Source organism: Rosettibacter sp. KY25 (assembly GCF_057554405.1).
Window position 1 is genome coordinate 13632 of record NZ_BAAJAO010000027.1, and the last position, 14932, is coordinate 28563.

17 protein-coding genes are annotated in these 14932 nt (G+C 28.3%); all 17 read right to left on the minus strand.

What is annotated here, in order from left to right:
- Positions 1–5 precede the first annotated feature (5 nt).
- Positions 6–1520, minus strand: coding sequence for a type III-A CRISPR-associated RAMP protein Csm5 (csm5, locus tag AC27L2_RS12560; RefSeq protein ID WP_487212108.1), 1515 nt, complete (start codon positions 1518–1520; stop codon positions 6–8).
- A complete protein-coding gene (gene csm4 / locus AC27L2_RS12565) occupies positions 1517–2551 on the minus strand; it encodes a type III-A CRISPR-associated RAMP protein Csm4 (protein WP_487212109.1) in 1035 nt (344 codons plus the stop codon). The genes csm5 and csm4 overlap by 4 nt, the downstream gene beginning before the upstream one ends.
- A gap of 21 nt (positions 2552–2572) precedes the next feature.
- Entirely contained in the window at positions 2573–3349 is a 777-nt protein-coding gene (gene csm3, locus AC27L2_RS12570) for a type III-A CRISPR-associated RAMP protein Csm3 (protein WP_487212110.1), read from the minus strand.
- A gap of 12 nt (positions 3350–3361) precedes the next feature.
- Complete coding sequence (gene csm2, locus AC27L2_RS12575; RefSeq protein ID WP_487212111.1) at positions 3362–3745, minus strand: type III-A CRISPR-associated protein Csm2; 384 nt, start codon at positions 3743–3745, stop codon at positions 3362–3364.
- A 2-nt stretch (positions 3746–3747) separates the two neighbouring features.
- Positions 3748–6084, minus strand: a complete 2337-nt coding sequence (gene cas10, locus AC27L2_RS12580; protein ID WP_487212112.1) for a type III-A CRISPR-associated protein Cas10/Csm1 — start codon at positions 6082–6084, stop codon at positions 3748–3750.
- 180 nt (positions 6085–6264) lie between these two features.
- On the minus strand, positions 6265–6906 hold the full coding sequence (locus AC27L2_RS12585; protein ID WP_487212113.1) for a hypothetical protein: 642 nt from the start codon (positions 6904–6906) through the stop codon (positions 6265–6267).
- Between the two features lie 12 nt (positions 6907–6918).
- Positions 6919–7728, minus strand: a complete 810-nt coding sequence (gene cas6, locus AC27L2_RS12590) for a CRISPR-associated endoribonuclease Cas6 (protein WP_487212114.1) — start codon at positions 7726–7728, stop codon at positions 6919–6921.
- 117 nt (positions 7729–7845) lie between these two features.
- On the minus strand, positions 7846–8214 hold the full coding sequence (locus tag AC27L2_RS12595) for a CRISPR-associated protein (RefSeq protein WP_487212115.1): 369 nt from the start codon (positions 8212–8214) through the stop codon (positions 7846–7848).
- A gap of 1 nt (position 8215) precedes the next feature.
- Positions 8216–9019: a hypothetical protein gene (locus AC27L2_RS12600; RefSeq protein ID WP_487212116.1), complete on the minus strand. Its 804-nt coding sequence runs from the start codon at positions 9017–9019 to the stop codon at positions 8216–8218.
- Positions 9020–9034: 15 nt separating this feature from the next.
- Positions 9035–9397, minus strand: a complete 363-nt coding sequence (locus tag AC27L2_RS12605; protein ID WP_487212117.1) for a hypothetical protein — start codon at positions 9395–9397, stop codon at positions 9035–9037.
- Between the two features lie 260 nt (positions 9398–9657).
- A complete protein-coding gene (locus AC27L2_RS12610; protein WP_487212118.1) occupies positions 9658–9840 on the minus strand; it encodes a hypothetical protein in 183 nt (60 codons plus the stop codon).
- An 82-nt stretch (positions 9841–9922) separates the two neighbouring features.
- Entirely contained in the window at positions 9923–10084 is a 162-nt protein-coding gene (locus AC27L2_RS12615; RefSeq protein ID WP_487212119.1) for a hypothetical protein, read from the minus strand.
- A 194-nt stretch (positions 10085–10278) separates the two neighbouring features.
- On the minus strand, positions 10279–10611 hold the full coding sequence (locus AC27L2_RS12620) for a hypothetical protein (protein WP_487212120.1): 333 nt from the start codon (positions 10609–10611) through the stop codon (positions 10279–10281).
- A gap of 520 nt (positions 10612–11131) precedes the next feature.
- Positions 11132–12211 carry a hypothetical protein gene (locus AC27L2_RS12625; RefSeq protein WP_487212121.1) on the minus strand — a complete coding sequence of 360 codons (1080 nt, stop codon included), beginning with the start codon at positions 12209–12211 and terminating at the stop codon, positions 11132–11134.
- Entirely contained in the window at positions 12201–13103 is a 903-nt protein-coding gene (locus AC27L2_RS12630) for a hypothetical protein (RefSeq protein WP_487212122.1), read from the minus strand. Before AC27L2_RS12630 ends, AC27L2_RS12625 begins: the two co-directional genes overlap by 11 nt.
- A 15-nt stretch (positions 13104–13118) precedes the next feature.
- A complete protein-coding gene (locus AC27L2_RS12635; protein WP_487212123.1) occupies positions 13119–14171 on the minus strand; it encodes a hypothetical protein in 1053 nt (350 codons plus the stop codon).
- Positions 14164–14631: a hypothetical protein gene (locus AC27L2_RS12640; RefSeq protein ID WP_487212124.1), complete on the minus strand. Its 468-nt coding sequence runs from the start codon at positions 14629–14631 to the stop codon at positions 14164–14166. The genes AC27L2_RS12635 and AC27L2_RS12640 overlap by 8 nt, the downstream gene beginning before the upstream one ends.
- Positions 14632–14932 lie beyond the last annotated feature (301 nt).

Consider the following 14932-nt stretch of genomic DNA (forward strand, 5'->3'; position numbering starts at 1 on the left):
ATTTATTATACTTTATTTTTAAACTCTGCCTTCTGCAAAATCTTCTTATTAACTATTAATTTCACAAATATTTTTGAACCTTTTTCTAAACCTAATCCTTCTATTCTTATACCTGGTAATATTGTTAATTGATTGTAAAATTCACCTTCCAAAATTTTTATTTTAACAGGTTTTGATTTGTCGTCAACAATTTCAGCAGTAACAATATTTGAGGGTTTTTCTGTTCTTTTTTCTTCTTGCGCTACATTAATTTTTGATTCATTTTCATCATCTTTCAAAATTTTCACCCAGCCAAAAGCTCCATAAACATTATGATTTTTTTCATATTTTCTTGTAAAGGGGAACTCATTAATATTTAAGTGAGTATTTGTTGACCTGTGAAAGCCTATTCCAACTATTTTATAAAATTCAAATGCTTTTTGCTGAAGATTATTATCTAATAATAGAGGTAAGATTGTCATACCACTAAAACCAGTACCAAAACCTATCTTAAACTTATTATTTGTTTGGTATACTTTTTTCAAATAACTCACGTTTGAATTGTTATTATTACTAATAGAATCTACCCATTTACTTTCTATAAGTGACACAGCTTTTCCAAAATCATTTAAGGCATTAAAAACGACATTAATAATTTTTTCTTCATTAAATGAATTATCTTGAATAATGTCAATATCAAATAAATTTTTCAACTTCTGTTCTATTCCTATGAAATATTTTCTCCCGAAATCTGAATTTGGATTATTTAATTCTTGTTTAGCTTGTTCCAAAAATTCAATATCAAAAGCTACATCAAATTCCAACTCTGAATCTTTAGCAATTGATTCTGTATAGATTCTAAAGGGCTTGTGAGGTTGTCCTTTTTTTAATGCATAAACCTGAAGCTCAGTTATTTCACCATTTTTATGTGATTCTAGAGAAGACGAATCCGAAACGCTAATTATTTTAAGTAGATCATATTTTTGATCATTATAAATAATCTCTAAATTTCCATTCTTTTCTTTTTGAACACCACAAATAAATACCTTCTCTTCTAGTTCATCATCAGCTTCTTTTAGTAAATTTTTAATTTTCTTACTATCATTTTTTATAGTATTGGCTTTATTAATTAATTTATCTAAAAAATTTAATAAGAAAGCTTTCAGAGAATCATTTTTTAAAACTTTATACATTAATGCAGTTCTAATAACACCTTTCAAAGAACTACCTGGAATAAACAACTTATTTTCAGCATCTTTAATTCCCTCATTTAGTTCTCTTTGAAATGACCCTGAAATTCTATATAAAGATGCTCTCTTTATTAAATCTTGCTGGTTAATTCTAAAATATCTTTGAATTTCAATCGCAGAAATAGTTGGATTTTTTTCTAGCCAGTCAAAAAAATCTTCTTTTTTCTGTTCAGCAATAAAATCGAACAGCTTATCATAACTTATTCGATAATCGTTAATAAATTCTAATGGTGTTAATTTTTTACCGGTTCCAACATGAATAGGCGTTAATGTTTTCAATTTAACTTTCATTGTAACCTCACATTAGCTTGTATTCCTAAAAACAAGTAATTACTATAAACTTCTAATTCATTATTAATTTTAGCAGTAGAAACTAAACTACCGATCGGTCTTTTTTTCAACATAAAAGTTGAGCCTTCAACAAAACAATTAACTGGATTTTTTTCTTGAAAGCCGGTATTAAAATATTTCCCAAGCTTTCCAATTCTTGTAGTAATATCATAAAATAACATAGTGCTTTGATTCTGAATTGCCTCGATTTCATCATAATTAGGTTGATACAATGACAATGATACGAATGCATTAAACTGAGCAGGTATGTTCAATTTTAAGTTATCAATCTCAAAAGCAAAACTACCCTTACCTATAGTTCTATTCCCACCAATTCCAATATGTGATAATAGTCTGATTGGAGCTTCAATTAATTCTGGTATTTCTCCTTCAACTAAGAAAAATAAACCAAATTCATTGCCGAAATAATATTCACTTTCCCAATATAGCTGTCCGCTTCCTTCCGCTTTTAATGTTGAATTACTCATCCTATCTATAGAGTTATGAAGATTATGAACTAGTTTTAATCCTTCTAATGACTTGAAGCCATTTGCATCAATTATTTTTTTATCATGATTTTTCGCATCTTTTTCCATTTCTTTAGAATATACTTTAAACATCTGATATAATTCTATATCATCAATATTACCATTGATATAATCTTCAAAAATTCTTTTCTCTATATATCTTATCTTTTTAAATTTTTTTAGTATTGTCATCTCTTCAGGGTCATTTGCATTTATTATTTGCCCACCTAAAATTGGCTTAGGAAAGTAATAAGTAAATTTACTATTAGCATTTTGATTAATTTCAAAAGGAAAAGTTGATGATACTCTAAAAGGACATTTACCATCAAGATATAATTTTAGCAATTCCTTTAGTTTATCTTCACCATACAATAATTTGTATGCATAAATAATGTTACCCCATAAAGTATCAGAACGTAGAAATGTATGAAAATTAGTTTTAGGATATATTCTAATTATTTTCATTGTTGAAATCCAATTTTTTTGTTATAAAGTTTTTGTTTTTATTCCCAATGAATCATAAGATAAATCCTTACTTGTTTTATTTGGTTCATTTCCTTGAAAATCTTTTTTAAAGTTACCATCACCATTTTTGTAATCCTCTACACTTATGAAATAAGGTTCATAAAATTTGAATTCTACTTTACCACTTCCTCTACTACCGCCACCTCCAAGAGTGGAATCTTCCAAAAGACGAATGGCTTTTACAAGTTTTTCAAAATTGCTCTTTCCATTATCAGTATCCATAGAAAATACTTGAATGATAAACTCTACATCAAACTCAGAACCTTTATGAACTCTTTCCATAAATCTAGGATTTGCGGCTGAAGTCATTCTGTCAATTGTATTTTCTGCTTTATATTCTGTATAAAGAGTTTCAGAGTTAGTGTTCTCCCACATTGTGATTGTTTTTTGGTCGGGATATGCATCACGAACAATTAATCTTGTTGGTCCATTAGAACTATTTTCTGCACTGTCCCCAAATAAGGAAGTTATTATTGGATCGGTACTCGGGGGAAATTCACCCTTCTTTTTATCACTCTCTTTAACCACTCCCTCAGCAAATTCTAATAGCATACGCAATTTACCTTTTAGAGACGAGCCCGGGATGTAAGGATAATTGGTAACAGGGTCTTTAATAACAGGATTATCTACTCCACCAATTTCAAACTTATCTTTTGAACCGCCAATATGAAGTGGAGTTAAGGTTCTAAGTTTTCCTTTCAAAATAATATTTCCCAAAAATGAATTAGTATTTCCCATCTTTTTTCTCCTTTATAAATTTTTGTTCTGTTCGTAAAATTTGTGGTAGGCTACAAAACCTTCGATGATATCAAAAAAGAGCTCAAGCTTTTTATTAAAATCACCATTTTGACTAAGAACAGAATCAATAAGCTCAAACACATCTTTTCTAAAATCTTTTAAATCTGACTTACCTGTTTGTTTACTCTCAGCATAAAGTAACATAGCTTTTAGTTTTCTCAATCTTAATTCTACTTTCTCCCTTTCTTGTGGGTATGCTCTATAGTAAGTTCTCAAAGAAACTATTTCAGAAAAAAAGTTACGTAATTGGTTAGTAGTAAACTTTTGATAATAATTCTTGTCCTTTGAAGCATAATAATTTTCAATCTGTTGTGGAGTTGCATTTGCAAGGTCCATATTTACCTCCTTGTTTTATATAACACTACTGTTAATGGAAATTTAATTTTTTTGTATTCTTTTTCTTTATCCTTACTAAGCAATAATCTTAATGCAAGCTTATAAAGTAAATCCTCAACCTTCATCTTTCCTTTATTCTCTTGTTCAATAATGCTTGATGTAACTTTCCTTCGTGCAAACAAATAATGTAAAATTGCTTTAGCTTTTGATAGTTTTCTAAAATCTATTGCTCCTCGATTATTAAAAATATTACTTGTAATACTATAGATTGTATAAAGAAAACTTCGAGGAATAATTTTTTTACCTTCATCTGATTCAATAAAATCACTTAACTCATCTGCAAGAACTATAAATTCAGAAAATTCATCCCATGTTAATTGAATGTCAAAAATTCCTACTTTATTTTTTTCAATTGTCGGAATAGTATCTTTAGCTAATTTCTCTTGCTCCCCTGCAAGTAGCGCAGATTGTGAGATAGGAAAATTAGCTTTTGTAAAAATAATCCCAGCAGATACAGATAGGTTATCATTATTACAAACAAAGCGACGGAATTCTTTTCGCAATTTTTCTGCGAATTTTATAATTTTATACCAATTACCAACTACAAAAACATCATCACCCCCTGAATATGCAATATAAATATCATATTCTTTTGCTAACTCATTAATGTACCCTGTAAAAAACCAATTTAATTCTCTTGATAAAAATGCAACTCTTGAAGGGGTATATTTTTTTTCACTATCAATAAGCTCTCTTAAGCCGAAAGCAAAAACAGCTCCTAGATTATCAACATCCATACGCATAATCCCAAGTAAAGGATAATTTTTAGAGTGCATTTCGGCTAATTCTTCAAAACTAATTATTTGACCGTTATTACGTGTAGGAACATTGTTCCCTAAAAAACGGAATTCTTTACTAACATTCTTAAATATTTCTCTTTCAAAATCTTTCATGAAATTCGTATTATTAATAGAAATTATTCTAAACAAATTTTTATTCTGTGCTAAGGATATTACATATTCAATACTTTCAGTATCCTTGCATAAGAATACAAAACACTCATATTCCGGGAAACTTATTAATAACACATTATTATTTTCATTAAATTTTTGTACATCACCTCCAAATAATAAATATTTAGTTTTAGGTAAAAATTCGCCGATTCTTTTTTCTTCATTTGATACTATATTTTCAATATTTCTGTATTCTTTTGCAGTCCTTTGATTTTGAAATAATAAGTTTAATGTATTTCTAAATTTCTGTTTCTTTGCCTCATTCAATTTAGAATCTAGTTCATGATATATGTTTCTAAAATCATTAATAAATTCTTGGCCACTACATTCAATAAATTCTAAAACCAACGATATTTGTGATGAATACCTATTTAATAGTTTATTATTAATTTCCGAATTTAATCTGTTGATTAATTCACGTGTAATTTTGTTATTTGGAGATAATATTAAAAAATGGCCTCCGCCATTATAGATTAAATTAGCTTCAAATAAATTTAGTTTATCAATAAAATAATTAGACAAAACCTCTGTCAATAGTTGTATTGTAAACGACCTGCCCCTCAATCTTTTTGCTATATCAGTCATCTCACGTATACCATTGTAAATATAGTTCTGAATTCCGGCTATATCCCCTTTTATTAATAAGCATTCTTTGTTTTCCTCACCTTCCTCATAACAAACACTTAAAGCCGCGGTAATTCGTGAATGGTCAAAAAGTGAGATGTCGGGGTGAGATAAATACCCAGCGGATAAAACTCGGCTAGTATATTTTTCTAACAGTTTATAAAAAGTTCTTCTGAACGATAAAAAATTATTTTCGCTTCTTAATTTATCTATCTCAACTATAAAATCATTGAGTAGAGTGATATGATTGTGAATATATGTGACATCATCATGAATGTAATCTTGAAGTTTTTTATTTGAGTTAAATGGAAAATTTTCTTCTTTATCTAGACTTAATTTTTTAGGATAGTAATACCAATAATTTTCAGATTTGCTTTTTATATTAGGGTAATGAAGATCTACTCTATTTGTTATACATTCTAGGTATCTACGGGGTGATTTATCTTCACTATCTTCTCTTTCCTCTGCGGCAATGATATCAGCTTTCCATATTTTACCCCTTCTTCGATTTGCAGCATTTATAATTTCTTCAATATCTTCTGATAAACAATTAATTTTACCAAGATATTGTCTGATAAATTCTTCACCTAATTTTTCGTGATGTTCTCCAGCTTTAATTTCTTGTGAACGCCAGATTAGTTTCCCAATATCATGAAGAAGTGCACCCAAATAATTTATATCCCTATTTGTCAGTTGTGCCATTTGAGCCTCCTTATAACTTTAACTCCATTATCATGCATTAGTGCCCCGAGGATTAGTGTTTTTTCTTCAGGTGTCATATTTAATTCCTGATTTATTTTCTGATTCTAATTTATTCCCTCTTCTGTATAATTAAAACTTCAGAAATATTTCCAAAATATTTTTAATTCTTGTCCCCCTTCTTTAAGATTCTCCAAAACCTTTTGTTAGTTCTTGATAGTTCTCTATGATTTCATTTACTACTTCCCGAGCTTCTGCTTCATTTAATTCTTCGCTTGCTATTGCTACTGCTTCTTTCAAATATTTTTGTCTCTTCTTTTTATTTTTTTCTTTCAAAGATCCTATTGCTAATGCAGTAAGATTAAATGCCCATGTTATTAAATGTTCTTCTATCTCTGTGCATTTATCTTTCCCTTCTAATAAATCCATAAATCTATCCCTTGGTAAACCATATGCATCTAATGCTGGTCCTGCAAAAACCAGTACTGCTAATGAATCTTCCGGTAAAAATGGGAAGTTACTTGATAATAATCTTATTGTTTTTTCTAAATTTTGGTCTATATCCTCATCATCTGGCAAATCGTAATTGTAATAATCAAATTCTATTGAGCTAAACCATTCTGTTTTAGCTGCCTGACTTAGATTTTTTAATTTCATTTTTTCTGGAAGTATATTATCAATAAAATAGTCTAGAATATTATTAAATACGATTTCCATCTCTGTATCATCTACAAATTCATCTCGATTTGCGTATACTCTATATTTTTCAAGATGAATCTTCAGAAACAGGTTAAAGTCTTCTCTAAGTTCTTCTATCTTTAACATTTTTAGTCCTTTTTAGTTATTAGCTATAACCTCTGCCATACCAAAACCCATACTGTTTTTCTCTCCAAATCCACATTCATACCCAACTTTTATTAGTTCTTTATCACCACTGATATTAAATGGACAATATATGCCTACAATTTCTATGGGTTTATTGATGTCTTTTAATATAGATACTTTTTTGGATAATCTTTTTTTATTCTTAAGTGCATGATTAATATAATTTTCATCCCAGGTTAATTTTATTCCTTTGCCGCTATATTCTTTGTTGTAAATGATTGAATACTTATTTATTAAATTCTGTTTTAACACTCTGTTAATTTCATTTAAGTCATCATCATATCTGTAATAATATGTCGATAACTTTCCATTTACTATTTTCATTGTAGACAGGACGGTTGACGTCATCATCTTGAATTTCATCTCTTCATTAAATTCAGGTTCAGGTAATATTTCTGCCTGTCGAATGTTAAATCTTGTAAATATGTTTTCTGCCATTATTTCAATTGCCTGATTTTCAAAAGTTCCTATTACAAAATTTTTTATAAATTCATCAACAAGCGGTGATGTTACATACAAATAAGCAATAGGAGATTTTAGTATAAATGAATTCCCATCGAGTACTGCATTATCAAATTGAAGTGAAAATGTAAACAGTTTATAGGATTTATTTTTTATAATAAATCCTTTATGATGCAAAAATGCAGAGAACTCGGGGGAGCCAAATCTTAGCAACTTATAAATAGCAGAGGATAAACTGTAATTATAATTAATTGCAACCCTCGCTGAATGCACAGAATAAAGTTTTAGTTTTATTCTCACAATTGCCGCTGCAATTTTTTATCTGTATTAGTAAAATTTTTTAGCAATATAAATATAGTTATTTAACAAAAGCAATAATTTTTTTCTTTATTTATTCATTTATAAATAGAATATTTCTTAAAAGTATTCTCTAAATCTTACAAACGAAAATTTTGATAACTTTCCTTCTGCTGTTTCTACAACATCTCTTCTTGTTGTAGATGCAATTGCTTTTATCCCTTTTTCTCTTAATTTGTTTACTAAAACATAAGTAAATGTTAATTCACCCATTATGTGCACAGCATTTTCATAGTCAGAAGTTTTCTTAATTTTTTCTTCGATTTTTTCTAAATATTCATTTGCTATGTTATGAATAAATTCCAAACCTTCTTCAGGAGGAATTAAAGGAAAAGCTATATCAACAATTTCTCCATATTTAGTTTTGGCAGTAGAGATTTGATTTTCCTGCCATGTATTCAAAGGATGATTTGATAAATTTATTAGCATTTTATTTACCTGAATTGTTTATATTTTTAGCAGCAAATATACTTGATGCAATTCCATTTGCACTCATGAATGTTTTGTGATATTCCATATCCAATCCAACAGGCAAATCTGAATATGATTTAAAGTTTCCAGCAATTAGTCCAGTATCTTTGATTAAATGAGCAGCTATTCCAGCCCACAATGCTGCAATTGTCATATGCTTATTCTTCTCAATAAATTCTTTTATTTTATCCCAAGATTCATGATGATTTTCCGGCAAATATTCGATTACATTATTTATAATTTTATAACTCAATCTAAGAAGAAATTCAAAAGTAAATCCCGAAATAATTGAATGGAACCAGATACTTCTGTGAAAACCTAATCCACCAATTTTAATATCAAGGTCAGGTATTCCTCCTTCAAAATCGCTGCCGCCTGCTGCAATTGAAAAAATTATTATTCCCATAACAATTGAAATAAGTACTTCAACTTTTTCTTCTTTTGACAAACTTCTAAATAATTCTGCTTTTTCTTTAATAACCGTAGGCAGATTGTTAATGAAATTTTTTACCTTAATAAAATCTTCTTCAGCTGCATTTCTGATACCCACTTGTTTATAATAATTAATTTTTTCTTTTGAAAATTCTGTAACAGCATTTACAATATCTTTTTTGTTTTTATAAGTATCAATTGCAGAATCTTTAATTAAAGCGAAAAAAATTCTCAATAAATCTTTTTCTTTCATAGAATTGAGTGAATATTTCAATTCCTCATACAATTGAATGAACAGTGGATTTTTTTCTAAAGCAAGAACTTTTTCCATTTTGCCCCCAAGATTTTAATTGGCTTTATTCAATAAAATTTGTTTCTGTTTAGCATTTTTCTTTTGAATAAACAATATTAAAACAGAAAGTGCATTTGACATTGTCAAACCCAGTATACCACCAGTAACAGCATCCCCAAATCCAAGGAACGAAACAAGAAATCCTGTTGCAATTAAATCTAAAAGAAAATATCTGCCATAGTAAAAGAACCCAAATATATTTCTAAAGAATGAATAAAATGCATCTATTGCATAGAGTAAAAAATTATTTCTCTTTTTTGGATAATAAATATTCTCGATGAAGTATTTTAATTCCAAATACCAGAAAAAAACTGTAAGAAAAACCATTGATATTCCAAGAAGTACTATTGGTGCCATTGCTTCACTCTTTGTTAATTTATAAGAGTGCGGTTTATTGTGTTTTTCAAAAACTGCTTTAGATTTTTAAAAAGGGATTATGTTTAAATAAAATCAATGAGGATAATTTATAGAACACAGATTTGGCAGATTCACACAGATGAAGTAATAATTAGTTATTCTTGTAAGTCGATTCGTTGAATAGACATATCTAATAATAACTTTCACTACTTTTAGGTCAATTCTAAAAATCAAAGATGCTAAATATTTTCTTTTGAAAGCTACTTTTCCAATTTTTTCTCTAAGGCATCAAGATTTTCTTTTAAAACAGAAATTGTCTTGCGTGCATGTTGTTTAAGCTTTGGTTCGGTCTCTTGGAACTTCTCCTTTAATACAAAATATGTGTATTCAAGTTTGTCAAATAAATCAGGTTCTTCAGGATTATAGTCTTTCTGTTTTGCCATTTCTTCTCTGTACCCTCTTTTTAATTCTTGATAAAATATTGATAGAAGTCCCACAGTATTACCCTCTTTATAAGCTTTTAAGTTAATATAATTTTCTCATTATGTAATTCAACAGGAAAAAGCCAATGATAATAAGTATTGCATAAATAAAAAATTTGAAAATTGTAATGCTTCCAATAAAAAGAAGCATTATAATAAAAATTAATGTTCCAACTAAAGATGCACTGCTTATTGGTGATTTCATAAATACCCTCAAGTATATGATTGATTAATTAGCACACAAATAAACAAAGCTTTATTTGAAATAAATAATCAAAAAACTCGCTGTAGCTTTTGTATAAATGCTGCAGCGAGTTTGATGTCGATCGATTTTTTGTTAAGCTAACGAACCGATTAAATCTTTTGTAAAGATCAGCAATTCTGGCAGAGGAGAACATTTCAGTTTGCTTCGCCTTCAACAATTTCGCGCCCTCCGGTTATATAACCCCAAATGAGATTACTACAACAGTAAAAGACCTTTTCATACAGAACACTTTCGTCAACTATGCTCGATTCGTCAGGTAAATCAGTTGAAAGCCCGACTTTCTTATAGTTCTCTTTTGAGATATCTTTAACAATGTCCTTAAATAGTATGTGAGGGACAGCAAAAAATCTGTATCGATGGGTCTTCTCATCATAAACCACTGAAATTTCTTCAAAAATGTTCAATTTTGCCAAGAATTGCAGCACTAAGTCGATGAATATTTTTTGTTGTGGACCGAGTTGTTCCATAATTTACTTATAGTTTTTTATGTTCAATACTTTTTTAGTAAGGTAATGAATTCTTTATAGATATGAGTCCCTTTCGCGGGAGTTTTCAAATTTTCTAGATAAGTCTCAATCCTTCTTTAGCAAGGTAGATAAACATTGGGGTTACAATTGTACATTTGTAAACTCTTTCTTCCATATTCCCCTCTTTTTCCTATTTAATTAGAGTTTGTTTAAAAAATTATTTCAAATATTTATACTAATAACTTGCAATTGATTTTAATTTATATGTATAGAAGAAAATTCTTTAACTAGTAGTGCGGCTATGTTATTTTTTTTAGGTGTGTAAGTAAAAGTCTTGCAAGATAAAATTTGGTGTGGTTAGCTGAAAGGTTATTCATCGACAATAAGATTAAACAATCCATAATCCCTCAGTATTTAATTACCACTGTAAAAATAAATCATATAATATTTTATGTAAAGAAAATTTTAGTATGTTAAAAAATTTTTTTGCTTAAATTATCTATTGAGAGTATAAAATATCTCATTTATAATAAATAACATCTCCCTCTTTTAATTTCGAACCGCCGCTGTTTGATGTTCTTATTACTATTGCAGCTTTATATAATGAATTATTTGGCTGGATTGCTGAAGGATAATTAATTGCAAGAAAATTGGGCAGAGAATTTATAATTTCAGTAATGCTTGAAATCATTGAGTAAATTACTATTGGTGCTCTCCCATCATAAATTACACCATTTCCTTCATCCTTAAGTAGTTGAATATTATTGCGTAAAAATTCTGGCATTTGTGAAAATTCATCTATCAATAAATTTCCATTTAAAGATATTGTAATAACTTTGTGCTTACCAAATTCAGAACCTACTTCGCTCTTTTCCAAAACTATACTACGCTTAACAAAGGGCGATTTAATTATATTCTTAACTGAATCATCAAATAATTCTTTAACTATATCAAATAAATCTTTTGATGTTTCGGGATAAATAAATTTTCTTATAACAGGTAACTCTTCCTGAATTACTTTTTGTTTAATCTCAATTCCCTCGACTCTTTTTAGAACATATCTGTTATTAAATTTTTCTAAATCACCTGTAAAGCAATATTCATTCGAAATGTTTTTCTCTGTCAATAAAGAAATTACAGAAAGAATTAGAGGAAGCAAGTAGGACTTTCCTTCAATTTCATATTTGTTGACAGAATTATAATAATTTTTAATGCCGCATTTTATTTCATTTAAATCCCATTCGAGTATTTTTATAAAAGGATATTCTTTCTTAAGATATAAATCAAAAAAGTCAGTGATAATCTCTTTGATGTTATTTGTCCATTCTTCATTTACATTAATATCATCATAATTTCTGTAGGCAGTCTTTAATTTTAGAACTTTTCCCCGATTATTATTCTGATTAACTAAAGGCAGGAATGTCTCGCCAGGAATATTTGTTATAAAAGCTTCATAGTATTTTTCTATAAGTTTTTTCTCTTCTTCAAAATGTATTCTTTCATCAAGATTATTTTCATTCTTCCTAATTTCTTCTTCGCAAAGTTTAACAGCAGTATTAAATCTTCCTTCACTTATCAATTCTTTGATTTTATTTACCATAGTTAACCATGAAATAAGCAGAAAGTGATTTACCTTCTAACTCAATTTCAAATCTATAGACAGCTTCTTCGTTAAATTTCTTGTTAATTAAAATTGGTATGCGTTGAGTTTCTATCACTAAGTTTTCTTTTTTAAAGAATGTCTCTTCATTTTCAAAGATTTCTATTCTATCAATATTTTTATACTTATCAGTTACAATTATTAAATAATGCCAATCATCAACAAAAGAAATTCTGATTACTAAATTCGGAATATTCAAAGGCAATTCTGTTTTATAAATTGCATCTCTTTCCTTTCTCCAGAATTCAATATTTTTTTCTTCTGCAGAAAAATCTGATGCTGCTAATCTTATTCTTTCTTCTGTAAATTCTTTTTCAATGACAGGCAGATTGATAATTATCAGGTTTTCAGAATCAATTTCTTCTGAAGCTGTTTCTTCATAAATATTAACAGCTTCATAACGAACTGGTTCAAGCGATTCTAAAAGTTCGTTTATTAATATCTGTTGTGTTTCGTCATAACTGTAATTTTTTATCTTCAGAGATTCTTTAATTTCTTGAAGTGTTTTATCTTCCACTTTACCAGAATAAATTTTAAACCACCTTGCTGCAATCGGCCCATCAGTTATTCTCAACACAAACCTTTCCCGATGAAAAACTTCGCTTGCTATTGCATCATTCCTAAGAGTTACATCATTTTCATCAGCAAGATATTTTATTGGAGTAATAATTGAAGCTCGCACTACTGTATCAGGAGACTTTTTTTCCCTTGATGAGAAAACTTCTGTAATAACAAACTCCAGTCCCTTAGTGGGATACTTCCAGATCTGTCCGGGTTCCAAAAATTCAGGTGGATTAAGCATGTATTCTATGTATTTATATTCATCTTGCATTTTATATACCTGTTTTTATTCATTGGTTAAATTAAATTCTTTAGCAATTGAATTCATTAAATATTCTATTGCATTATAGAATTCCTTGCTGTCTGAATCAAAGTATCTTTGGAAATCCAGAATAAGTATTGTATTGTCAATATAATTTTTGACTGTTTGTATAGAGATTTTTTTATTGAACTTTTGCATAATATAATTTCTTATTTCATCATAAGTAAAATCAGCTTTGTAATAAAGGAAAAAGCAAATTTTATGGAGTTCGACTTTTTTCTCATTTTGCAAAAAATATTTTAATCTTGCATTACAGTTTTCTAAGAATGCATCATAATCAAATGGTTCAGTTTTTTTATCCTGAATTAATAAATGTTCTTCAGAAATTATATTATCATGTTCCTCATTTTCTTCTGTACTATCTAAAGCAACTGATGTGCGTGATGTTATATCACTGTTGTTCAAAAGTATATCCATTATATCAGAGATGGACAAATAGTAATTTTCTAAATTTTCAAGTATCTCATAGACCGCTTTACAAACTTCCCCGCCATTAACTCTTCCAATTGAGCTTGAACTATTTTGTCGAAGTATAAATAATTTTCTAACTTCTACATAACCATCGTACAGTTTTTTCTCTACATTGTTATTAACAGAAAAATAATCAGTATCATACTTGTTTATTTTTATTACTTTATTCTCATCAACTAATGAATTTAGTGAATTTATTACAGCAGTTCTTAGATTTTTTGATTCTTCAGATAAAATAGATTTAGTTAATATTCTATGACTAGATTTAATAATCGAATAAATGTAAGAGATAATCATTTTGTTATTGTCTTCGGTTTCAGCAGATTTCTCTTGCCAGAATTTATTATTATCAAATGATTCGTATAAGCTTTGAATTACTTGTTGTTTTAAATCTTTTATTAACTCTTCATCAATAATACCCTTATCTCTAAGCCAAACACTGACCATTTTAGTTATTTGAATATCAAATTCTTTAATATCACTATATGCAGCATTATTTGAAATAATTTTTCGAATAATTTGGTGAATTAGATTTTTTTCATCCATAATAATTATCAATAATTTCTTTTAATTTATTTTTTAGAGATGGTGAAAGTTCGGTTAGTCTTTTATTTATCAAGGAAATTTTTGCATTCCACTTGAAGTGAATTAAAAAGAAAGTTGTCTTTCTTAAATTCTCAGGAGGCACTTTTGCAATTAACACTGTAGGCTTTGGTTTATGAACTTTTGATGTTCCTGGTGCAACTTCCGCAGTGCCGTAATAATTTTTAATTTGTTTGTTGTCTACAATTAAAACGGGTCTAAATACATTTTTAAAATTTCTCTCTTCGCTTCCAAAACTAACATGTCTATCGTGCATTGACCAAACAGAACCGAAATCCATTCCTTCTATTTCTGGATAAAAATTTTCATCTCTTTTAATGTAGCGGTCTATTAGTCTAATATCTCTTAGTTTAACATTTTTACTCATGTTCAATTTTTTCTTCAAATATTCTATCGATAACATAGTAAATGATTTAAAATTTATTTCAAAAATAAGTTGTGAAAATAAAATTTCATAATAAGAAAATATATTTATTAAATTTTTTGTTCGTAAAGCTTATTTTTAGTTAAGATCTCATCGTTATCTAACATTAAACTAAAGAAATAAAGTATAAGTAATTCTTTTTTAAAGAAAATTCATATCAAGGAGTAATAATAAACTCGTCATAAATTCGATATAAATTCGTCTCACATACGCTTCACATACGCTTCAGAGACGCTTTATTTTCGTCTATTTCTCGTCTATTCCTCATCTGTAATATATC